Source organism: Pseudomonas rosaeacicularis, assembly GCF_057128745.1.
In genome coordinates, this window is sequence record NZ_JBSKHT010000005.1 from 203,009 (window position 1) to 225,326 (window position 22,318).

Below are 22,318 nucleotides of genomic sequence, written 5' to 3' on the forward strand. Positions count from 1 at the left end.
AACGCGGCTCATGCTTCTGCCCGGAGGGCGTAGGAGTCTGGCTTGCCAACGATGGGGCGCGCAGCGGCCCTAAAACCTGACGCCTCGGTTCATCAGATAAACCGCGTGCGCAGGTTTTTCTGCCGGTGAACGGCAGATCGCAAGCGAGCTGTGCTCCTACGCGCTCTGCCCGGATTTAAAGGTTCGCGGGCAAGTCGGAACGCCGCCCGCGCGCGGCAACAGGATTTATGTGAGCCTGGATTGAGATAGAGTGACCGCCTCCCTCGCAACATCTTGAAAAGGTCTCTCAAGTTGACTGTCCCTACGTCACCTGATTCACGCGCCGCCGAGTCCGGCGTCAGTGTGCAAACCCGTCTTATCGCGCTGATCGTGGCGGTGACGTTTTTCATGGAAAACCTCGACGCCACGGTCATCGCGACCGCGCTGCCAAAAATGGCTGCCGGATTTGGTGTCACGGCGGTCGACATGAACATCGGCATCAGCGCTTATCTGATCGCCGTCGCCATTTTCATCCCTCTGTCGAGTTGGGTGGCGGATCGCTACGGGGCTCGGCGGGTGTTCGCCAGCGCCATCGTCATATTTACCGTCGCGTCCCTGCTGTGCGGCGTGAGTCAGAACCTTGAGATGTTCGTCTTTGCCCGGATGTTTCAAGGCGTCGGCGGGGCTTTGATGGTCCCGGTAGGGCGGCTAGCCGTGCTGCGCAATACCGATAAAAAGGATCTGGTGAAGATGATCGCCGTGATCACTTGGCCGGGCTTGGTGGCGCCCATCCTTGGGCCATTGGTGGGCGGGCTGATTGTCACGCACGCGTCGTGGCCCTGGATCTTCTACATCAATCTGCCGTTGGGCATCCTTGCCTTGGCCGCCACGCTTTGGCTAGTACCGCCCGGTCGCGAAAGCAATGTGCGCAAGTTCGACGGTAAGGGTTTTGTGCTGTTGGCGAGTGCTTGCGCGCTGATTCTCGGCGGGCTGGAGTGGCTGGGCGGTCAGGACGGCAATTCACTCTTGACCGGCGCCGTGCTGGTGGCGCTGGGGGTGGTGTTTTCGGCGCTGGCGGTGCGTCATTGCCGCAATCGTCCAGACGCGCTTTTGCCATTGACGCCCATGAAATTCCGGACCTTCCGCGCCAGTATCTACGGAGGCTCGCTTTTCAGGCTGGCTATCAGCGCACTGCCATTCTTGCTTCCGTTGTTGTTTCAAGTGGGCTTTGGATTGTCGCCCGTGGACGCCGGCTCGCTGGTGTTGGCCGTATTTGCCGGCAACCTGGCGATGAAGCCGTTTACCACGCCCATCATGCAGCGCTTTGGGTTTCGCAACGTGCTGCTGGTCAACGGCGTGATCGGCGTGGTCTCGATTGCGGCGTGCGCAGCGTTTACCGCCCAGACGCCGTTCTGGCTGATTGCCGCTGTGCTGTTCGTTGGCGGCCTTTCGCGCTCCATGCAGTTCTCCTGCTACAACACCATAGGATTTGCCGACGTACCCAAGGCGAGAATGAGCGAAGCGTCGGCCTTGTTCAGCATGTTCTTCCAACTGGCGATGGGCATCGGCGTCACGTTCGCCGCGTTGCTGCTGCGGGTTTCCATGGCCGTGCAGGGGCACGAAATCCACGCCCTGCCTGCCGATTTCCGGGTGGCTTTTCTGGGTGTCGCGCTGCTGGGGATTTTGGGATTGATCGACGTTGCCAGGCTACCGAAAGATGCGGGAGCCAGCGTGTTGCAGCGTCATTGATTCTGTAGGAACGCATTCCTGTAGGAGCGAACTTGTTCGCGAGGCGTCAAGCCTGACACGCCGCATCAGCAGCGTCGCCAACAAGCTGGCTTCTACAGGTGGAAGCGCGCAATGACGGGCAAATGATCGGAGATCAACATCGTGTCGTCTTGGCGAACCCGCGCATCGACGCGCTGGATGCTCGGGCTGTAGATCAGATAATCCAGCGTGCGATCCGGGCCGCTCACGCGAGGATCGTTGGGGAAGCGGGTAAGCCACCTTCCACGCTCTTCACCGTTCGTATCGTCATTGCTCGGCACCATCGGGTATTTGTCCCACAGCGTTTTCAACTCACTGTTCGGCGCGTACTCACCGCGCAACGCTTCGGGCATGCGCTGGTATTGACCCTTTGGCAGCATGTTGAAATCGCCGCCCGCGATCCATGGCGTCCCCGCACCTTCGAATGAGTCGAGCAGGTGTGCCGTGAAACCCACTTGCCGCTGCAAACTGTCATCGCCCGGACGGAAATTACCCAGATGGGCATTCACCACCGCCAGGTGCTTGCCGTCGGTCATTGGCAGATAACTCACCAGCAACGCGTGCCTGGGCTCGAACTGGCGACCGATCAGATTGCCGTCAGGGGAGGGCAGTTGCAGGCGTTCGGCCTTGTCCAGCTGGAAGCGACTCAGGGTTGCGAGCTTGGTGCCGACGCTGCCGAAAATATGCGGGTTGGGGATGAAGTCCGACTTCCAGTAAAACGCTTCGGTGCTGCACGGGAGCAGATCGGTGACGCGGGCCTGCAACAGGGCGAGTTGATTGACGTAATCAGTGTTCTTGGCGCCGTCGTCGACCTCCTGCAGCAGCACGATGTCGGGCTGTTCGTCACGAATCACTCGCGCCACTTCGTCGAGGTTGTAAGCGATGTCCTCAGGCGTTGGACGCTCGTCCGGTCCGCTGCCATCGGCCATGTCGTACCAGAACACATAGCGCTTGCCCGCCAGATACTGAATGTTCCAGGTCATGACTTTCAGCGTCTGCCCAGGCGGCAGTTGTGGTGGGGCAGCGTCCTTGGCATTACAACTGATCGGCATGTGTTCGTGCGCGGCGGGGTGCCAGGTCACGTTGTAGATCAGGCCTGCGAAAAAACCCGTCAACACAAGCACGATGAGGACGAAGCGAGTTAATCGAGGCATTGGGTTGGTCTGGCACCTCATTATCAGTGATACGAAGTTGCTCAGGCGCGATCTGACGTCTCATCCAGCAGCATGAACAGCCGGAACATCACCACGCTGATGAACAGCTGCAAAAAGCTCGAAATGCTGTCCACCGTCAATGACAGCAACGGACTTTGCTGGTCAGGCAGCACGTAATAGCTCAAACCTTCCAGCACCGACAGCGGCAGATATACGCACATCACGCAGGCGAAAATACGCAGTACATGACCGCGCGTCATCATGAAGCTAGCACGCATGGCGGCCAGCGGCGTCAGGCCGCGCAGTACCAGCAGGTACTCGGAAAAAACCAGTTTGATCATCACCCAGATGCCGGGAAGAATGAACAGCGATAGGCCGCCCATGATCAACAGTGTGCTCAGCGCCGAGAGCACCGCAAACGTCGGCCACAAGCGCAATGCACCGGCCCACAGATTGCGTTTGGGCGGCTCATCGCCCGCCGATTTAGCGTCGAGAAACAGAATCAACGACGCGGTGTACAACGGATAAAACAGCAGCCCGACGATCAGCTCGTAGGTTGCGGTCGCATTGTCCCCCAGCGAGTTGCTCAGCAATTGCTTGGTCAGCGCCTCCAATATCACCAGCGGCAGGCAGAGCATCAAGATGCTGGCCAGGTTGCGCCGGAAGAAATAAAGGGAGTCTCGTAGGATGGTCAGCGGGTTCATGAACGGATCACAGGCTAAAAGCAGGTCGCCACTTTAACGCTTTGCCAGCGAGCGGGCCAATTGGACGAGCAGTTGCAGCCCGGGTAACTTTTTTTACATCCTATTGAAACGGCTCACAACAGCCCCATTACCTTGCATGTACCTGACCATTTGGTCGGATCACGAATTCCAACGGCAATCTAACGAGGTCGCCATGAACAGCGAAGAGCAAACCCTGATCGACGGCTTGTTTGCGAAACTCAAGCAAGCAGAAACGGATTCGGCCCCACGAGACGCGCAGGCTGAAGCACGGATCAAGGAACATCTCGGCCAGCAACCCGGCGCCCCTTATTACATGGCGCAATCGATCCTGGTGCAGGAAGTCGCGATCAAGCAGCTGGAAGCCCAGAGCCGCCAGCGTGATGAGCAGATTCAACAGCTGCAGGCTGAGCTTCAGCGCAGCAAGGTGCAGGCGCCGCCAGCAGCGCCTGCGCAGAGCGGCGGTTTCCTGTCGAGCATTTTTGGCGGTGGTGCGCGCGAGCCACAGGCGCAGCAGCCTTCGTCGTTCTCTCAGCAACGTCCGTCCACGCCCCAGCCATCGGCAGGCGGCTGGCGCGATTCGGGCCCGAGCAGCCCGCCGCCTTACAACAGCGCAGCGCCCCAAGGCAATTACGGCCAGCCGCAGCAGCAAGCGCCCGCCGCGCCGATGGGCAGTGGCTTTTTGGGCGGAGCCCTGAAGACTGCCGCAGGTGTGGCCGGTGGTGTGATGCTCGCTGAGGGCATCAGCAGCCTATTCAATCACAACAGCCAGCCGCAGGAAATCGTCGAAATCATCAAGGAAGAGCCCGCGCAGAACGTCAGCGATACGTCCAATCAGGATGCTGGCAGCACTGGCGGCTGGAATGACGATCAACAGACCGTGACCAGCAATGATTCCTGGGGCAACAACACCGACTCCGGCGGCTTTGCCGACACCGATTACGGCAATGACGACGGCGGCGGAATGTTTGATGACGATGACTCGTTCGTTTGACAGCTTGGGCGCGCCTCACGCTACGAGGCGCTGATGCTCTACCCGTGGGAGCGGACCTGTCCGCAAATTGACGGGTACATTCGATAAATTCATGTCGTCTGTACCTCGTATTCGCGGACAGGTCCGCTCCCACATGTAGTGGTCCACCGACGGTCGATTGCGCGTGCACCACACTCGGTTCTTCAATCAATTCCTCAAACTGGCATACTGAGCGCCGGTCCGGTGTTCGGGCCGCTGTCGCTCGTTAGCGCATCGAGGAGTTCCGGTGAAAAGAATTGCAGTGTTCGCCGACGTACAAAACCTCTATTACACCGTGCGCCAGGCCCACGGTTGTCACTTCAACTATGCCGCCCTGTGGGCCGATATCAGTCAGCGCGGGCAGATCGTCGAAGCCTATGCGTATGCCATCGACCGTGGTGACAGCAAGCAGCAGCAGTTTCAGCAGATCCTGCGCAACCTCGGTTTTACCGTAAAGCTCAAGCCATACATCCAGCGCAGCGACGGCTCGGCCAAGGGTGACTGGGACGTGGGTATCACCATCGACATCATGGACGTTGCGCCCAATGTGGACGAAGTGGTCCTTGCGTCGGGTGATGGCGACTTCGACTTGCTGCTCGAGCGCATCATCAGCAAGCATGGCGTCGAGGCTGTGGCCTATGGCGTGCCGGGGCTGACCGCCAATTCCCTGATTCGCGCCGCCAGCCGGTATGTGCCGATTGAGGGTGGGTTGTTGCTTAGAAACTAAATGCTGGCGCAATGGATACCACCTGATTTGTGGCGTGCGCATACTTTGTGGGAGCGGACCTGTCCGCGAAAGCGATGCTCGCCGCACTATAGGTGTTGAAAGTGCCGACGTATTCGCGGACAGGTCCGCTCCCACGGATCTTCAACGTCAGTAAATACCACCGTTAAAGGCTAAAAAACCGTGCAGGAACGCATCGCTGTCATCGACTTTGAAACCACCGGTATTTCCCCCGGTAGCAGCTGCCGCGCCACCGAGATCGCGGTAGTGATCATGGAGGACGGGCGCATCGTCGAGCGTTACCAAAGCCTGATGAACGCCGGTGTGCGCATCCCCTCGTTCATCGAATCCCTGACCGGCATCAGCAACAGCATGCTGCGCACCGCGCCTTCTGCCGATCGGGTGATGAACGAAGTGGCCGAGTTTGTTGGCTTTACCCCGCTGGTGGCGCACAACGCCTCGTTTGACCAGAAGTTCTGGGATTACGAGCTGTCGCGGATCAAGCGCATCCGCGAGCAGAGCTTTGCCTGCTCCATGTTGCTCGCTCGCCGCCTGATGCCCGCGGCACCCAATCACAAACTCGGCACGCTCACCACTTGGGCCGGTTTGCCAAACACTGGTAAGGCTCACCGGGCCATGGCCGATGCCGAAATGGCCGCCAACCTCACCGTTCACCTCAGCAACGAACTGCGCCAGACCCACGGCATCAGCGGTGTTTCGCATCAGCTCATGTGCTCGCTGCAGAAAGTCCCTGCGAAGAAAGTCAGCGAAGCCATCAAACGCCATCGCGGGTTTTAAATGCTCAACCGATAACTTGTGGGAGCGGACCTGTCCGCGAACGCTGAGTATCAGACGCTGGAAATACATCGGCTGTACGACCTCTTCGCGGACAGGTCCGCTCCCACGGGATTGCAGCCGCGCTCGGGATTTTGGATTGAGCCCATAACCTGTGGGAGCGGTTTATCTTGGGATTTACAGCCTGTGTCTGCACTTACTACAAAAAGTGTATGGGTCGAATAAAACGCATGTGTGGCTGATGCCGAGTGCTCAACGTTTCTAGAATGTCCGGCCATAACAATAGACGCTGAGCTTCTCAATGCCTTCCCCTCGCCGTTTCCCCCTGTTGTTGGTCGGTGCCTTCTTTGCCCTGTACGTCATCTGGGGCTCTACGTATCTCGCGATTCGCATCGGCATCGAAACCTGGCCGCCGCTAATGATGGCCGGGGTTCGTTTCACCATCGCCGGCTCCATCCTGTTCGCGTTCATGCGCTGGCGTGGGGCTCCGATGCCGACCTGGCAGCAATGGAAAGCAGCGGCGATGATCGGCTTCCTTCTGCTGGCGTGCGGCAATGGCGGAGTTACTTTGGCCGAGCACGCGGGCGTTGCGTCCGGGGTTGCAGCGCTGGCAGTCGCCACGGTGCCACTGTTTACCCTGTTATTCGGCCTGTTCTGGGGACACCGCAATACGCGGCTGGAATGGGCGGGGATTCTTCTCGGACTGGTCGGGATCGGCCTTCTCAATCTCGGCTCCAACCTGCAAGCTAGCCCGATGGGCGCGTTGTTGGTGATCTTCGCCGCCGCGACCTGGGCGTTCGGCTCGGTGTGGAGTCGCTACCTGCCACTACCCGCCGGCCCCATGGCTAGCGCTTGCGAAATGTTGGTCGCTGGTGCGCTCATGTTGGTGGGCAGTTACCTCAGCGGCGAGCGCATGACTCAATCACCCGGGCTGTCGGGCTGGCTGGTCATGGCCTACCTCGTCGTCTTCGGCTCGATCGTCGCGTTCAGTTCGTACATGTACCTGCTGAAAAACGTCCGCCCGGCCGCCGCCACCAGTTATGCCTACGTCAACCCGGCTGTGGCCGTAATGCTGGGCGTCGCGTTCGCCGGCGAACACATCGGGATTGAAGAAGGCATGGCGATGGCGGTCATCATCAGCGCCGTGGTGCTGATCGGCTTGCCGCAGTGGCGCAAGCAGAAGTCACCGCGCTAGATCGAGCCTGCAAAACCTGGCTTGGCTCAATGCGAATCAGGCGTTCAATGCCGGCTTGCGACCATGAAGTCGTCGACGATCTTCCCGTGTTCAAGACGAACGCATCGGTCGCAGTTTTGATTTATGAGATCGGCGGAGTGGGATGCCAGAACGAGAATCGACGCGTTAGCGGTCATCTCGCGCAGGCGTTGGTTCGCAACTTCCTGAAACTGCGCATCCCCGACGCCGAGCCATTCATCCATGAGGATTATGTCGGCAGGAAACGCCGTGGAAATTGAAAAGCCCAGTCGTACTAGCATTCCGGACGAGTAGGTACGAATCGGAAGTCTCAGATAATCACCGAGCCCGGAAAACTCGGCGATTTCTGTGATGACTGTTTTGATCTCTGAAGGTTTTATTCCCAGGACAGCACCTCGAAGAAAGATGTTTTCGTACCCCGTAGCATCCATTTCCATGCCCAGGGTCAGATCAAGTAAAGAAGTGACTCGTCCGGAGGATTTAAAACTGCCCAAGCTTGGCCAGTAGACTTGAGCCATTACCTTGAGAAAGGTGCTTTTGCCAGAGCCGTTATGCCCCAGTAAGCCTATTTTCTCTCCCTTGTGAATCGCAAGACTCACGTTATCTAGCGCGCGTACCGTCACGTGACGCTTCGAGTTTGAGCCTACCAAACCGCCCGTCACCCACGACAATGCATCTTTTTTAAATGATCGGCTCGATATATCCATAACTGGATAATCGACAGTTACGGCATCTGCTATTAAATAAGACAAGATCACACCCAGTACGGAATATGTTTACGATTGAGAAACAGCGCGAAGAAGGCAACCACCCACAGCACTACACCTGCACAAAGGACGACGGCAGCTGACGTGGCCGGGAACTGACCGTTCAGCATAGGTTCTCGTATCAGATCGATCAGATAGCCAAACAGATTGAGTTTTAGAAATAGACTGATCTCTGTGAGCTGATGCGCTTGCCACATCACGGGTGTCACGAAGAAAAGCAGTTGCATCCCGCTGGCCACCATAATCGCCACATCCCTGTACCTGACGCAAATCACTGACAGCAATGTCGTCAGCGGAATCAGGGCAAAGGTGACCAGTAAAATTCCTACAATCGAAAAAAGGAGGCCGCTTATCGTTAGGTAGTCATACCAAAGCATCAGGGGGATCAGGATGACCCAGCTGTGTAGAAAAATGACAAGATTGCGGAATGCCACACGCATGATGTGGGCCATGAATGGCATGTTTAGCTGTTTAATGATGTGCCCGGAATTAATGAATGTGTTGGCCCCTTCATTAACGAATGAAGTCATGTACGTCCAAGCGATGAATCCGCAGGCCAGATAGGGTAAATATTCCTTGATATCAACCTGAAGGAGTTTCGAATAGACAAACCCCAGTCCTAGTATGAAAAACAGTGAAGTCAGGGTCATCCAGAATGGGCCAAGTATGGAGCGTCGGTATTTCCCTTTAACGTCGTGAAAGGCCAGAAAGTACCAAGTGTGCCAAGCACCTCCAAATATCGCCAATTCCCGGTAAAAAAAAGCTCTCATGCTCACTATTAAATCTCGCTAAAGTCACGTCACCAATGACTAGCATCAGGACGTTGGCAGGTGTGCCCGTTCGGGTTTGCTCAGAGGGGGAGGGATGCTACCGGCCAAAATTGATGCGAAATAGGCGAAATTACAGCGTGGTTTGTAGGTTATTTCTCTATTGACGAATATCGGCTTGCCGCTGTGGCGCAAGCAGAAACCCGCCGAGAAAGGGTAAACTGCCGGCCATTGCAAAACGCGCTGACATTTTCCCTACGGTATTCCCATGACATTCGCCTCTCTCGGCCTGATCGAACCCTTGCTGCGCGCCCTTGATGCGCTTGGCTACCAGACCCCGACGCCTGTTCAGGCGCAGGCGATCCCTTCGGTGCTGGCCGGCCGTGACTTGATGGCCGCCGCCCAGACCGGCACCGGCAAAACCGCAGGCTTCGCCTTGCCGCTGCTGCAGCGCCTGACCATGGAAGGCCCGAAAGTAGTCTCCAACTCGATCCGTGCCTTGGTGCTGGTGCCGACCCGCGAACTGGCCGAACAGGTTCACGCGAACATCGCTCAATACGCCGAGCACCTGCCGCTGACCACCTACGCAGTGTATGGCGGCGTCAGCATCAATCCGCAGATGATGAAACTGCGCCGTGGCGTGGATGTGTTGGTGGCGACTCCAGGCCGTTTGCTGGACCTGTTTCGGCAGAACGCCATCAAGTTTTCCCAAGTGCAGACGCTCATTCTCGACGAAGCCGACCGCATGCTCGACCTGGGCTTTTCCGAAGAACTGCGCAGCATTTACGCGGTGCTGCCCAAGCGTCGCCAGACGCTCCTGTTCTCGGCCACGTTCTCCGATGAAATTCGCCAACTGGCCGGGCAGGCGCTCAACGATCCACTGACCATTGAAGTCAGCCCGCGCAACGTGGCGGCGTCCTCGGTCAAGCAGTGGGTGGTGCCGGTGGACAAGAAGCGCAAGGCCGAGCTGTTCATTCACCTGCTGAAAAAGCAGCGCTGGACCCAGGTGCTGGTTTTCGCGAAAACCCGTGTCGGCGTGGACCAGCTGGTCGATCGCCTGCAAGGCCTGAATATCAACGCTGATGGCATTCACGGCGATAAGCCGCAAGCGACACGCCAGCGTGCGCTGGACCGCTTCAAGGCAAACGAAGTGCAGATTCTGGTCGCCACTGACGTCGCTGCGCGCGGTCTGGACATTAACGATCTGCCCACTGTGGTCAACCTCGACCTGCCCACCGTTGCCGAAGATTACATCCACCGCATCGGCCGCACCGGGCGTGCGGGGCAGACCGGCGAAGCGATTTCTCTGGTCTGCGCCGATGAAGTCGAACTGCTTTCAGCCATCGAGATGCTGACCCGTCAGACCCTGACCCGCAAAGACGAACCCGACTTCGTCCCCGAGCACCGTGTTCCGCTCACCGACGCCACCGGGCAGATCCAGAAAAAACCGAAAAAGCCCAAAAAACCCAAGGACAGCGGTGGTGGCGGCAAGCGCAATCTCGGCAAATGGGTGGACAGCGGGGATGCAGCGCCCGAAGCGCCGTCGGTCAAGCCCGTGCGCAAAGTGCCGGTGTTCAATACCGGACCGCGCAAGCGTAAGCCTTGAGGTAATACGATCGGCGCAGCGAGCAAACCTGCGCCGATGTCGTCAGTGGCGTTCGAGAATGTCCCGATACAACGCCGCATAGCTCTGCACCATCTTCTCTGCGGTGAATACCGCTTCGTAGCGTTGCTCAGCCTTGGCGCCCATCCGCTCTGCCAACGCAGTGTCGTTCCAGAGCGTAGTCATCGCATCGGCCAGAGCCGCCGAATCCCTTGGCGGGACTACCAGGCCGGTCTCGTCAGCAATGTTGATGAACGTGGTGCCACTGCCGATCTCGCAAGAGATCATCGGCTTGCCATACATGGCCGCTTCGAGCAGTGAAATGCCGAAGGACTCAGAACGAAGGTGCGACGGGAACACAAACGCCGTACACAGCGTGAGCAGCGCGTTCTTGTCGTCGTCAGGCAACCCGCCAACGAATTTGACGTGAGTCAGCCCCAGCGTGGCGGCCTTCGCCTTGAGCTCTGATTCTTCATGACCGCCACCCATGATCACCACGGGAAGCTGAGTGCGCTGGGCCGCTTCGAGCAAATAGTCCAAACCCTTGTAGTAACGCAGGGCGCCGACAAACAGGAAGAATCGCTCGCCCAACTGTTGTTTCCAGTGGGCAAGCTTGGTCGGGGACGGGGTGGGGTAGGTAGCGCGGTCCAGACCATATGGAATGATCTCGACTTTATCCCTGAAGCGCGTCAGCACTTCACTGCTCGCAGCATAGTTCGGAGACGAAGCGACGATCCGATCGACGCTGCCCAAGAAGCGGTTCATCAGCGGCTGGTAAAGCTTGAGCAGCGTTTTCTGTTTGACGATGTCCGAGTGGTAGCTCACCAGCGACGGCTTTTTCAGGCGCGTGGCAAAGTGCGCGACGTCCATGTAGGGCCACGGAAAGTGGTAATGGACGATGTCGGCCTGCGCTGCCAGCTCTTTGAAATCTTTGATCCCCGACCAGGAAAGCCCGGTCGACGCGATGTGCAAATCCTGCTTTGAGCGATGAATCCGATGATTGCCGACCGTCTCATTGCGAGCCGAACCATTCGCGCTCAGATACAGCACCGAAGGGTCGATGCCGTGAGCCGCGCTGCCTTGCGCGAGTTGGAAAATCACCTGCTCGATCCCGCCGCCACGGCTTTCCGGGAAGTAGGTTTTGAAGAAGTGCAAAACTTTGGTCATCAGGGTTCTCTGACGAAACGATAGCGTCCGCTGCTTGGCGATAGGCGCACTGCGTTCAAACGGCAGCAGGAGAGGGTAGGACTGAAAGTACGCCCGAAAAGCGTCGCTGCCCTTCGGGTTTACAGTGCCAGATCAGGCGTCGTTGAGCATCCAGCTGAGTGTTTCGCTCAACTCAGGTGTTTTCCAGCCCGGGACCAGCGACTTCAAGCGGGTGTTGTCGCCACACAGGGTTTTCACTTCATTAGCGCGGACGAAGGCCGGATTCACCTCAACAGCCAGGTCGTGGCCAGTGATAGTGCGGCACATGTCGATGACTTCACGCAGCGAATGGGTTTTGCCCGAACTGACGTTGACGAACTGACCGAAAGGCTTGGCCTCCAGCAGCCCACGGTAAGCTGCTACCAGTGAGCGAACGTCGCTGAAGTCACGCCAGACGTCCAGATTGCCCAGTTCGATCTTGTCAGCCTTCTCGCGAAAGTGCTTAACGATCTTGGGCAGCAGGAAGTTATCCGCTTGGCCAACACCGGTGTAATTAAAGGGGCGGGTAACAATGATTGGCAGCCGACCGAACCACAAGCTGGCCATGTATTCCATGGCCAGTTTGCTGACGGCGTAGTCATTGGCTGGCGCGGGCGCGGTGCCCTCGTCCAGCAACCCGGAAGATGCATTGCCATAGACGTTGGCACTGCTCGCCAGCAAAACGCTGTCAGGCATTTTGCCGCAAGCTGCGATCGCTTCCAGCAAGTTGCGCGTACCAATCAGATTGACTTGATAAAACGCCTCTGCCGCGCCGTGACCCACAAAGGCCAGCGCCGCCAGGTGAACAACGATGTCCGGTTGAATATCTGCCAGTAGCGTGCTCAAACCCGCCAGATCCGTGAGATCCGCTTGGTGGTAATTGGCTTCATCAGAAGGCTGGCTCCCCATGCCCACCACTTCACAGCCCTGGGCTGCAAGTTCGGCGGCCATGTAGCGCCCTGTGAAACCCTGAATACCCGTTATCAGTGCACGCTTACCGGCAATACTCATCAGAACGAAAATCCTTTTTCATTTCGACGCATGTCCGCTTCAACCATCATGCGGCACAGCTCTTCCAGCGTGGTCTTCGGCTCCCAGCCCAGGACTTCCTTGGCTTTGAGCGGATTACCGATCAGCAGGTCGACTTCAGTAGGGCGATAGAACTTCGGATTGACCGAAACCAGTACCTTGCCGGTCGCTGCGCAAGTGCCTTGCTCGCCTTCCGCTTCGCCGCTCCAGTTGATGGTGATATCAACGGCCTTGAATGCCATGGTCACGAAATCGCGAACGGTTTCGGTGCGGTTGGTCGCGAGTACGAAGGTGTCCGGCTCGTCGGCTTGCAGCATGCGCCACATACCTTCGACGTATTCCTTGGCGAAACCCCAATCGCGCTTGGCGTCCATGTTGCCCAGTTCAAGCTTGTCCTGCAGACCCAGTTTGATCTTGGCAACAGTGTCAGTGATCTTGCGAGTCACGAACTCACGGCCACGCAGCGGCGACTCGTGGTTGAACAGAATGCCGCTGGTCGCGAACAGACCGTACGACTCACGGTAGTTGATGGTCATCCAGTGGGCGTAAAGCTTGGCAACGCCGTACGGGCTGCGCGGGTAGAACGGAGTGCTTTCGATCTGAGGGATCGCCTGGACCTTACCGAACATTTCCGAAGTCGACGCCTGGTAGAAGCGGACTTTCGGGTTAACGATGCGGATAGCTTCCAGCAAATTCACAGCGCCAAGGCCGGTGATTTCTGCGGTGGTCAGAGGCTGATCAAAGGAAACGCCAACGAAGCTCTGGGCTGCCAGGTTGTAAACCTCGGTCGCTTCGGTGGTTTGCAGCAAACGGATGCTTGCAGACAGATCGGTCAGGTCGTACTCGACCAGATGCAGATTGGGATGATTCTGGATACCCAGCTCGTCGATCCGCCAGAAATTGACAGAACTGGTACGGCGGTAGGTGCCGTAAACGGTGTAACCCTTGCCAAGCAGCAGTTCAGCCAGATAGGCGCCGTCTTGACCAGTAATGCCGGTAACGATTGCTTTCATGCGGATCCTTTGAACTCCGTTTTAGTGCCACTAATAAGCGTGGTAAGTGAATTTTTTTTAGCAGGCACGCATGGTACAACGGCGCGTGCCCGGCATACAAAACTTCTGGGCATCCGGGCGAAGACTCGTAACACCTAGAGAACCTACTCCATGGCTTGAATCCGCGCCGAGGTGCATTAATGTCCATTTGGCCTGTTCTCACAATCGAGCAACAGCCCAGAAGGCAACGGCCTCCCTTCATTCCAAGTGGGGTGGGTCTTGGACGAGTGCGATCAGTCGACAAAATCGGCGGAACATACGATGATACGCGGTGTCATGGACGGGCACTCACTGCCTCCCTCACGGATAATTATGCTCCGCCAGTTGGCGTCGCAAATACTTACACGCATAGCAATTCGCTGAAGGATTAAGCAATGCAAGGCTCGCCTGGAACAAGCGCCCATCACCAATATTTCCCTTACATTGATGGGCTTCGCGCATTCGCTGTATTAGCTGTACTCGTCTATCACCTGAATGCGGCTTGGTTGCCCGGTGGATTTGTAGGCGTTGATGTGTTCTTTGTGATATCAGGATTCGTTGTTAGCGCATCGGTCGCGAATTTTAAAGGTGGTATATTTCAGTTTCTAACCTTTTTTTATGCGCGACGTATAAAACGAATTTTTCCCGCACTGATTGCCTGCTTGCTTATAACGGCGCTGGCGTCTGCGTTATTTATTCCAGCGTCTTGGCTGAGCGCGGTGAATCAGGAGACCGGCAGAAGCGCATTTTTTGGCTTAAGTAACTTTATCCTTGCCCGGACTGGTCGGGATTATTTCGCGCCAACGACTGAATTTAACCCGTACACCCACACGTGGTCGCTGGGAGTTGAGGAACAGTTCTACGTTGTCTTCCCTCTGCTATTTCTTGCCTGGTTGTCCGGAGGCAGATACCGTTGGGTTTCTACGGCGCTTCTGGGCGCGAGCGTTGTTGCCTCAGGCTTCTATTCTTCATGGCAAAGCGCCGCAGATCCGACTGCGGCTTTTTTTCTGAGCCCCGGCAGATTGTGGGAACTAGGCATCGGCGTTCTATTATTTCAGCTGGTGAGCACGCAGACGATCCATCTAAAACTGTCCCGTGAAGATGCACTTTGGCGGGCGATACCCGGCGGTGCATCTTTCTTGATCCTGCTGTATGCCTTTGTTGTCTCTCGTCCGGTCGGCTTCCCTATGCCTGGCGCGGTCCTGGCAGTTGCTGCTACTGCCGGCACGATTCTTTGCCTGCACAGTCTCGGCTATAAAAATATCGTCAACAGATTTATAGGCAGTGCCCTTTTTGTCGCTATCGGGCGGATTTCGTATTCCTTGTACTTGTGGCACTGGCCAGTGTTCGTGCTATTCCGCTGGACGTGTGGTTTGGATTCGTGGCTAACAAGAACGCTGGCCGTGCTGGTCGCGTTCATACTTGCGATTGCCTCTTACGCACTCATCGAAAAACCCTTGAGATACTCTCGCTTTGTCCGGCGCTCTCCGGAGTATGCAGTTATCTTAGGGGGCCTTGCCATCGTGTTCTGCGGGTGGTCACTCTCAGGCACGATCACTGACAATTCCGCGTATTTGACACAAAGCGTCGTCAGTAAAAATGCTTCTACTTGGTATCCAGAGGGAGTTGATTCCAATCCAGCCTATCCGGGCTGTACCTCCGGGCCTGACCTGCGAGTTGTCGGTGGCGGTGCGTATTTCGGCTATAGCCCGCGTGGTTGTAATACACCCGCGCCGTTGAAGGAATCGAGCATATACGTCATTGGCGACTCTCATGCGATGGCCTATACGGGGCTGTTTAAACAATTTTCGGTTATCAATTCTATTCGTGTTAATTCCTATAACAATGGCGGATGCCCGTTTATTAGTTTTCAACCACATCGAGACATAGATAACCCGATTTGCAAGGGCTATGCGGAATCGGCCATCAATGACATACAAAGTCGTATCAAAGCCGGCGATATTCTTTTCCTGCCCTCACTCAGGCTTCCAAGATTCGTGGACCAATGGGTGTTTTTCGGCGAGGAATCGGTAAGGTCCGAAATACTGGGGCCGAATGCAGACGCCGCTCGGAAAAAAGCAACAGATGCAGCAGTTTCGGTGCTGCAAGAGTTCGCGAAGAAGGGCGTTCGCATTGTTTTTGAGGCGCCCAAGCCGGTGTTCAAGGCCCCGCCACTTCGATGTGCTGACTGGTTCGACCGGGCAAACCCTATCTGCAAAGAAGGTTTTGAAGTTTCTCGTCAAGAAATCGAAGAGCTCCGACAGCCTGTTATCCAGGCCATGATGTCGATAGCCCAGCAAGTGCCCGGCGTCGAAATCTGGGACCCGCTACCAACCCTGTGTCCTGATAAAACGTGCAATGCATTTGATAACGGCGTTCCGTTGTTTTTTGACGGAGACCATCTGAGCGCTCACGGCAATCTGGTTCTACTCCCGTCGTTTTCGAAGTTTTTCAATGCGCGGCTTGGGAAATTTCCATCACTCATGTCGGATCCATATGTGTTGAGTAACGGCGGCATCCCGTCTTACATGTCTAGCATCGTCGGATTTTCGGCCCTGGAGGGGTTCGGACGCTGGACCGACGCCAACCTTGGCCCTGCTAAATTGGTATTTTCCGAGAGTTTGCCGTCCGAGTTCGTGCTTGAGATAACAGCCTCTGCTTACGGTGCAAATGTTGGAAGGCCTGTAAAGCTGATTGCAGGAGGGGTCGTGCGAGAGGTTTCCCTGACCGCGAATCAGGCCAGTTATAAGCTGGCATTCAAAGGTGTAGTCAGTGCCAGCTCAATCGATATAGTCCCTCCTGAGCCCATAAGCCCGCACGCATTTGAAGGGGCAAGTGATGACAGGAAGCTGGGTGTCGCGTTAGGAAGCATAAAAATCATCCCTTCAGGCTCACAGCAGGCAGCACTGTCCGCAGTCGCCAGGTAGCAAGTAGGGTTAATACATACGTCCATAGATTAAAATCAACCCCGGCCATCCCGGGGTTTTTTGGGGCTGAAATGTTGGGGCCTGAAGCCAGGAACCCTTGGCTTAGGTCGATCTTGAGTGTGGATAGGGTAGTCGGCGACGCTGAGGCTGGCGCTTCACGGTCTTAACCGAGAAGTCTCACTACAGAGGATTTTCAGGCATGCGTGGACAGGACCTAGGGGGTCCTGTCCACACAATCAGGCTAGCCGGCTTGATTCCAGGCTTAATGCGATCTCACCGGATAACTTCAAGCAGTTGAGCTGCACTTTGCTCCCAAGTCAGCCATTGAATGCCGGATGATTCAGGATGAGTACCGTTTTTATATAGCGCCAACCAGCTCGTGATAGATTCACGCAGTGCGCTACTGTCTTCGCCCTGGAAGTAGTAAGCATGATCACCGGCAATCTCCCGGAAAACCGGAAGGTCGCGTGCGATGATAGGCAAGCCCTTCTGTGCGGCTTCAATGATGGGAAGCCCGAACCCTTCGCCTTCACTGGCAAATATCAGGCACGAAGCCGAAGCGTAGATAGCTTCCAGGGTGGCGTCGTTGACGTCCGAGAACCAGAGCAACCTCTTCTCGCGCTCGGGGTGGCCGTCCAGTGCCTTGATAATGTCAGGCAGGTTACGACGTGACTCTTGGTCAAGCCCTTTCCAGCCTTCTTTGCCCACGATGACAAGATTCACATCCACTCCCGAGCGCCAGAGCTCGGTGAACGAACTAAGCACGTCAAGATGCCCCTTGCGCGGCTCGATGGTGCCAACCATCAGGAAGGTCGGCTTGCCTTTGAGCCGCTCGACGACTTTTCCGTCAACCGCTTCAGACTGCCCCTGATCATAGTGCGTGCTGGCCAGGTCCGCGCCAAGGTGGAACCAGTCCACCGAAAAGGACTTTTGTTTGACCTCTTGCATCTCGACCCACGCGGAATATTCCGCGGCAACTGCTTGGGAAATACAGACCACACCATTGAGCTTCGCTGTGACCTGTAGCCATCGATGTGACGGAAGCTCCGCTTGAGGCGGGAAGTATTGAGGCAATAAAACAGGTAGCAAATCAAAAATCGTGGCGTATACCTTTACACCATTGTTCATCAGGTGGGAAAAGTAGCCAGTCTCGTATGCCTGTACCAAACGGTCGGACCAATCGAGAGTCAGGACAACGTCACCCTGCTGAGGCGTAATCACCTGATCGCCCATGAGGCCTGCGGGACCACCGATATTTTCGATGGTAAAGTCCACGGCCGTGTTGTAACCCCATACATCATTGGTTTTGCTGAGATACACCGGCTCGAATCGCAGCGAACTGTCGGTTTTTTTGAGCAGCGCCAGCATCACCGCTATCGCGACCCGTTCTATCCCTGTACGAAGCGTGGTTGCGTACGTCGCGGAGATATCGAGATAGATGATTTTGTTGGGGCGCGGAGGTGGAAAGTTCTGCGACAGGCAATCTGCCAGTCGTACGCGGTGATTATCCAGATAGGCATCACTGGAGTTCTCAACGACTCGACGCAGCAACGCATCCAGGCCATAACGATTGTTTCGATGATACTTCTCGATCGCTTGGAAGTACTGGTTTGCGCAGGCCTGCGGGGAGTGCGTCGTGCGTATGACTTGCGCTCCCGCAGCGCCCAGTCGCTCACGCACGCTCGTGTCAGTCCACAACAGTTCCAGCGCGTCCTTGAGCTCGTCAGTTTCAAAATGATCGGCAAGCATTATCGTAGCGTCAGGGTGAAGCTCTGCGAATGAACCGTTGGCGTTCACGATCACGGCTGCGCCGTGATTCATGCAGTCGAGTACCGCTGCAGAAGTTTCGCCCCGGGAGTTGTCCCGTAGTTGAACCGCGATATCAGTGGCGGCCAGATAGTCTTCGTAGGCTTGGTTGTCCGCCCAGCCCGTGATCTTGATGTTTTCCGGAATAGCTGCCCGGGCGATGAGTTTGTTGAGTTGTTCTTTGTAAGGGATGTGATGGATATCGCCTACGAATACAAGCTTGCATTGAGGATTGCTGGCCAGCGAAGAATTAACCCATGCCTCTAGCAAGGAGTGGTTCTTCTTCGTTGGATCAAGAAATCCAAAGCTGCAAACTACAAAATCGTTAGGGCTCAGTCCGGTCCGCTCTCTTGATACCAAGCGGTCAACAGGAGGCGATGGCTGCCTTAGCAGCGGGATAACATCGCATTTGGCCTCAAGATTTTCCCCGTACCACTGATGTACCAGATTTTTCGCGTAATTAGAGTGCAGTATGACTCCCTGCGCCTGTTGGAATATCTCGAGGTTAACCGGGTATTTGAGCTTGACCTCTTCATCCGTCAGACCATGGTATTTCTCCATCAGCGCCCCATAACCGTGGGAAAGATAAAGAGCTTCATCCCAGGCGTTGATGGTGACGCGTTCATTTTGTAAGTAGGCCTTGAGGCCGCTCAAAAAGAAGTCATGGAGAACGACCGTTCCTGGCACCAGCCGCATCAATTCCAGCATGTGGTGATGGAATACCGAGTTACCCACCTGATAAACCACGCGATCAATCGACCGCACGTTATCCAGCAACCACTGTGGATCACGGATTGCGCAATTCGCCAGCGCCCACTTGTCGGTCACTTCGCTTTGAAACACCACCAGATCGATGTCGTAATGCTTATAGAGTTCAGGCAGCAGTTCCGCAGCGTATCCGGCAATACCCGTACGCTCGGGTGGCAGGGGCGAAACAAACGCCAGACGTTTTTTGTGAACCCCAGCAACCGCTCCGGTTTCTGGCACACGCCGGGAAAGGAAGTTTTCAAACGCTGCAATCGCGGTGATTGCCGAATGGTCCCAAGTGAACAACTTGCATTGTTCGATGCCATGGGCAATGAGCGCAGTGCGAAACTCCTCGTCCTCCATCGCTTGGAATAGCTTGGTGCTGATCGACCTGACGTCATAGGGGTCGAATAGCGCATCGTCCCATCCGATGACTTCGGGGATGCTCGACACTCTTGATCCAATCGCCGGGGCACCGCAAGCCATCGCCTCAAGCGGAGGAAGCCCGAAGCCTTCATGCCATGACGGGAAGACGAACACGCGGCAAAGGTTATAGAGTTTTACCAATTGCTGGTCGTCTACGTAGCCCAGGAAAACCATATCCTCAGGCTGCAAACCGTTAGCTTCACCAATCGCCATGAGATCGGTGGTATGCACCTGGGGTATTTTCCCAGCGAATACCAGTTGGTATTTGCCGCGCGCTGTTTCAGGAAGCGTGGCGAAAGCCTCCACCATTCGGGAAAGGTTTTTGCGATCGTCCGAGCCGCCCGTGTAAAACGCGTAGGGCCTGTCGATGCCGAAGTTATGAAGCAAAACCGAAGCGTCATCTGGCGAGATGGTCAACTTTTGAAAGTTATCGTCAATCGCGGTCGAGATGTTTATCGAGTTGGCTTCACTGACAGAAAGGTATTCGATGCCTTCGGCCCGCGAGAACTCCGAAATGGACAAGATCAACGACGCTCTTTGCAACTCGTCAATCTTTCCAACGTAATGTTGCTTGTAATCCGCATTGAATTTCAGGTATTGCGCCGGATTCAGCAGGGGAATCAAGTCGTAGTGGGAAATGCTCACAGGCGTCTTTGTGTCGAACCGACCGATGCTTGTTACCGCATCATCCAGAAAACCTTCCATCACAGACGACACATGGATGATGTCCGGTTTAAGGCTTGCGATGAAGCCTTCTCGGATCAACTCTGCGGCCTTGCGTCGCTCACGATTCTGTTGATCTATTTCAGCTACCGGGCCAGGGGCGTACCACACGTGGATGTTTTCCATCGGCAGCAAGCCTTCGAAAGCTGCTCTGATGGATTCTATGGATTCTGATAAAAGCCCGTTGAGTACCAGATGAATATCGTGCATTCCGCGATTGCGGACGATCGCCAGGGCAAGAGACAGGCTGTACCTTCCAATACCACGGAACCGACTTTCTGTCTGAGCTCCCTGTAAGTCAATCACAACACGCATTATTGAGTCCTGTCCCGGGTCTTTTCAGCAAGCTTGAATTTGTCTAGAACTGTCTGCGCATGCGCCGACAGGTTTTCAGTGTCGAAACTAACGGTTGGGTCGACGGCGGGACGAAATATCGGAATGTCGGAAGTGTGATATCTCCGATAGAAGAAGTCATACGCCCCCATTTTCTTCAGCGTAAAAACGCCCACGCGCTTCATACGCTTATGAGGGCTCACCTTTCTTATCGCAAAAAAAACGACTTTTCTTACCAGAAACTTCGCCCTGCTCTTGAAACCATCGCGCTTTAACAAAGCCTGTTGAAGACGCACGTATCGGATAGAAGACAGGAGTGGAGACGGAATAATCATCCTGATGGCGTGGAATCGACTTTGCGCAATGTCGAGTTGCTGGTTAATTACCGCGATGTGCCGTTCTTGGGCGTGCACCAATGAATGCATGTCGCCGAGCTGTTGTTCGTTTCGTGAAATCTCGAGTAATACGCGAGCGTTATCGGCGCGAAGCTCGCGGATCTCAAGGTCCAGGCTACCCCAGTGAATCTGATGGCTGCGTTGCAAAGCCGCGATTTCCTGCTTCAGTTCAACGAGCACATTGCGGTCCGCTACAGCATGCTCCTCAAGGCCGGTGATGCTGGTTTGATGGATGACGGAGTCAGTTTGAAGGCTGGCAATGTCTGATTCATGTACCGCCGTCCTGTTTTGCAGTTCGGCGAGGGTTGTGCCATGGGCCGCGGCGTTTTCGTGGAGGATCGAGAGACTTGTGCCTTGGCCAGCGGCATTTTCGTGAAGTATCGCGAGGCTTGTATCGCAGGCGGCGGCATGTTCACTAATGCTCGCAACGCTCGCCCCCAATGCCACGGTACCTGCCTCAATACCGGAGATTCTCCCCTCGTATGCGTTCGCGAGGCCATCGAGGGTTACACCGAAGTCGGCGGCGAACAATGCATCAAGATCAGGCCTGATTTCCCCTATGCAAGGTGTTTGTGCAACTACTGCGTAGTCAGGGCTTACACCGTTAAAGACGTGCATCAGTGTCATCGGGGCGATGTCTTGTATCGACGTCGGCTCCTGAAGTCTCAATACCGCTGAACGCGAATATCCGTAGTAGTCCGGCAGAAACTGCAACAGCGGAGGCGGGATCGGGTTCACATGGGTAGGGTCCATGTGAAAACTGGACGTGCCAACGATCAGGTTTTCCGGGTTGGGGGTTTCGAGTATCAGCAGGCCACCGGGAACAAGTACCCGTTTTGCCTCTTTCACTAAGACCTGCAATTGATCAAACGGAATATGTTCGACTAAATGGAACGCACTGACGGCCATTTGGCTGGCGTCCGGAAGCTCCTTCAGATAAGTGATCGCGTCACTTTCGGTTACCGTGAAGCCCCTTTGTCTGCACGCGGCCAGCATCTCCCCATCCAGGTCCACGCCGTGGCAACGAACCGGCATTGATGTGAGCAGTTCAAGCCACTCGCCACGCCCGCAACCGAGGTCTGTTATCTCAAGATCCCAGGTTTCGCTAAGCTTCTCGATAAAGGGCTTATACACCGTCAAACGATCCAGGATGAGCTGTCTGGAACCACGATGTTTGTCTTCAAAAGCTCGGTAAAATTCGCTCACGGGCGTG

At 55.8% G+C, this 22,318-nt stretch carries 16 protein-coding genes; 7 read left to right on the forward strand and 9 right to left on the reverse strand.

Going from position 1 to position 22,318, the window contains the following annotated elements; all coding sequences use genetic code 11:
• The first annotated feature begins 342 nt into the window (after positions 1–342).
• Positions 343–1,728: an MFS transporter gene (locus ACWKWM_RS08940; protein ID WP_483845785.1), complete on the forward strand. Its 1,386-nt coding sequence runs from the start codon at positions 343–345 to the stop codon at positions 1,726–1,728.
• A 92-nt stretch (positions 1,729–1,820) separates the two neighbouring features.
• Here the strand turns inward: ACWKWM_RS08940 and ACWKWM_RS08945 are convergent, their stop codons facing one another.
• Together ACWKWM_RS08945 and ACWKWM_RS08950 are read right to left on the reverse strand one after the other, a co-directional pair.
• Positions 1,821–2,900, reverse strand: a complete 1,080-nt coding sequence (locus ACWKWM_RS08945) for an endonuclease/exonuclease/phosphatase family protein (RefSeq protein ID WP_483845786.1) — start codon at positions 2,898–2,900, stop codon at positions 1,821–1,823.
• A 41-nt stretch (positions 2,901–2,941) separates the two neighbouring features.
• Entirely contained in the window at positions 2,942–3,604 is a 663-nt protein-coding gene (locus ACWKWM_RS08950) for a YciC family protein (protein WP_483845787.1), read from the reverse strand.
• A 193-nt stretch (positions 3,605–3,797) separates the two neighbouring features.
• Here ACWKWM_RS08950 and ACWKWM_RS08955 point away from each other — a divergent pair, with 193 nt between their 5' ends.
• The 4 genes from ACWKWM_RS08955 to yedA all read left to right on the forward strand — a co-directional run bounded on the left by ACWKWM_RS08955 (position 3,798) and on the right by yedA (position 7,348).
• A complete protein-coding gene (locus tag ACWKWM_RS08955) occupies positions 3,798–4,616 on the forward strand; it encodes a DUF2076 domain-containing protein (protein WP_483845788.1) in 819 nt (272 codons plus the stop codon).
• 265 nt (positions 4,617–4,881) lie between these two features.
• Positions 4,882–5,361: an NYN domain-containing protein gene (locus ACWKWM_RS08960; protein ID WP_483836370.1), complete on the forward strand. Its 480-nt coding sequence runs from the start codon at positions 4,882–4,884 to the stop codon at positions 5,359–5,361.
• A gap of 180 nt (positions 5,362–5,541) precedes the next feature.
• Positions 5,542–6,156: a 3'-5' exonuclease gene (locus tag ACWKWM_RS08965; protein ID WP_483845789.1), complete on the forward strand. Its 615-nt coding sequence runs from the start codon at positions 5,542–5,544 to the stop codon at positions 6,154–6,156.
• Between the two features lie 298 nt (positions 6,157–6,454).
• Positions 6,455–7,348, forward strand: coding sequence for a drug/metabolite exporter YedA (yedA, locus tag ACWKWM_RS08970; protein ID WP_483845790.1), 894 nt, complete (start codon positions 6,455–6,457; stop codon positions 7,346–7,348).
• A 44-nt stretch (positions 7,349–7,392) separates the two neighbouring features.
• Here yedA and ACWKWM_RS08975 read toward each other — a convergent pair whose 3' ends face one another.
• The gene (locus tag ACWKWM_RS08975) at positions 7,393–8,118 is read right to left on the reverse strand and encodes an ABC transporter ATP-binding protein (RefSeq protein ID WP_483845791.1); all 726 of its coding nucleotides are present in this window, start codon (positions 8,116–8,118) and stop codon (positions 7,393–7,395) included.
• Positions 8,119–8,120: 2 nt separating this feature from the next.
• A complete protein-coding gene (locus tag ACWKWM_RS08980) occupies positions 8,121–8,903 on the reverse strand; it encodes an ABC transporter permease (RefSeq protein WP_483845792.1) in 783 nt (260 codons plus the stop codon).
• A gap of 265 nt (positions 8,904–9,168) precedes the next feature.
• Between ACWKWM_RS08980 and rhlE1 the strand changes: the two genes are divergently transcribed.
• Positions 9,169–10,506 carry an RNA helicase RhlE1 gene (gene rhlE1 / locus ACWKWM_RS08985; RefSeq protein WP_483845793.1) on the forward strand — a complete coding sequence of 446 codons (1,338 nt, stop codon included), beginning with the start codon at positions 9,169–9,171 and terminating at the stop codon, positions 10,504–10,506.
• A 42-nt stretch (positions 10,507–10,548) separates the two neighbouring features.
• On the opposite strand, the gene ACWKWM_RS08990 is transcribed toward rhlE1, so the two are convergent.
• The 3 genes from ACWKWM_RS08990 to gmd all read right to left on the reverse strand — a co-directional run bounded on the left by ACWKWM_RS08990 (position 10,549) and on the right by gmd (position 13,730).
• Positions 10,549–11,670, reverse strand: coding sequence for a glycosyltransferase family 4 protein (locus tag ACWKWM_RS08990; RefSeq protein ID WP_483845794.1), 1,122 nt, complete (start codon positions 11,668–11,670; stop codon positions 10,549–10,551).
• A 132-nt stretch (positions 11,671–11,802) separates the two neighbouring features.
• The gene (locus ACWKWM_RS08995) at positions 11,803–12,699 is read right to left on the reverse strand and encodes a GDP-mannose 4,6-dehydratase (protein WP_483845795.1); all 897 of its coding nucleotides are present in this window, start codon (positions 12,697–12,699) and stop codon (positions 11,803–11,805) included.
• Complete coding sequence (gene gmd / locus ACWKWM_RS09000; RefSeq protein ID WP_483845796.1) at positions 12,699–13,730, reverse strand: GDP-mannose 4,6-dehydratase; 1,032 nt, start codon at positions 13,728–13,730, stop codon at positions 12,699–12,701. Before gmd ends, ACWKWM_RS08995 begins: the two co-directional genes overlap by 1 nt.
• Before the next feature lie 413 nt (positions 13,731–14,143).
• On the opposite strand from gmd, the gene ACWKWM_RS09005 reads away from it, so the two are divergent.
• Positions 14,144–16,675 (forward strand): acyltransferase family protein, encoded by a 2,532-nt coding sequence (locus ACWKWM_RS09005; RefSeq protein ID WP_483845797.1) that lies wholly within the window; start codon positions 14,144–14,146, stop codon positions 16,673–16,675.
• Between the two features lie 273 nt (positions 16,676–16,948).
• On the opposite strand, the gene ACWKWM_RS09010 is transcribed toward ACWKWM_RS09005, so the two are convergent.
• Both ACWKWM_RS09010 and ACWKWM_RS09015 read right to left on the reverse strand, forming a co-directional pair.
• Positions 16,949–20,692, reverse strand: coding sequence for a glycosyltransferase (locus tag ACWKWM_RS09010; protein ID WP_483845798.1), 3,744 nt, complete (start codon positions 20,690–20,692; stop codon positions 16,949–16,951).
• Positions 20,692–22,311, reverse strand: coding sequence for a class I SAM-dependent methyltransferase (locus tag ACWKWM_RS09015; protein WP_483845799.1), 1,620 nt, complete (start codon positions 22,309–22,311; stop codon positions 20,692–20,694). The genes ACWKWM_RS09010 and ACWKWM_RS09015 overlap by 1 nt, the downstream gene beginning before the upstream one ends.
• Positions 22,312–22,318 lie beyond the last annotated feature (7 nt).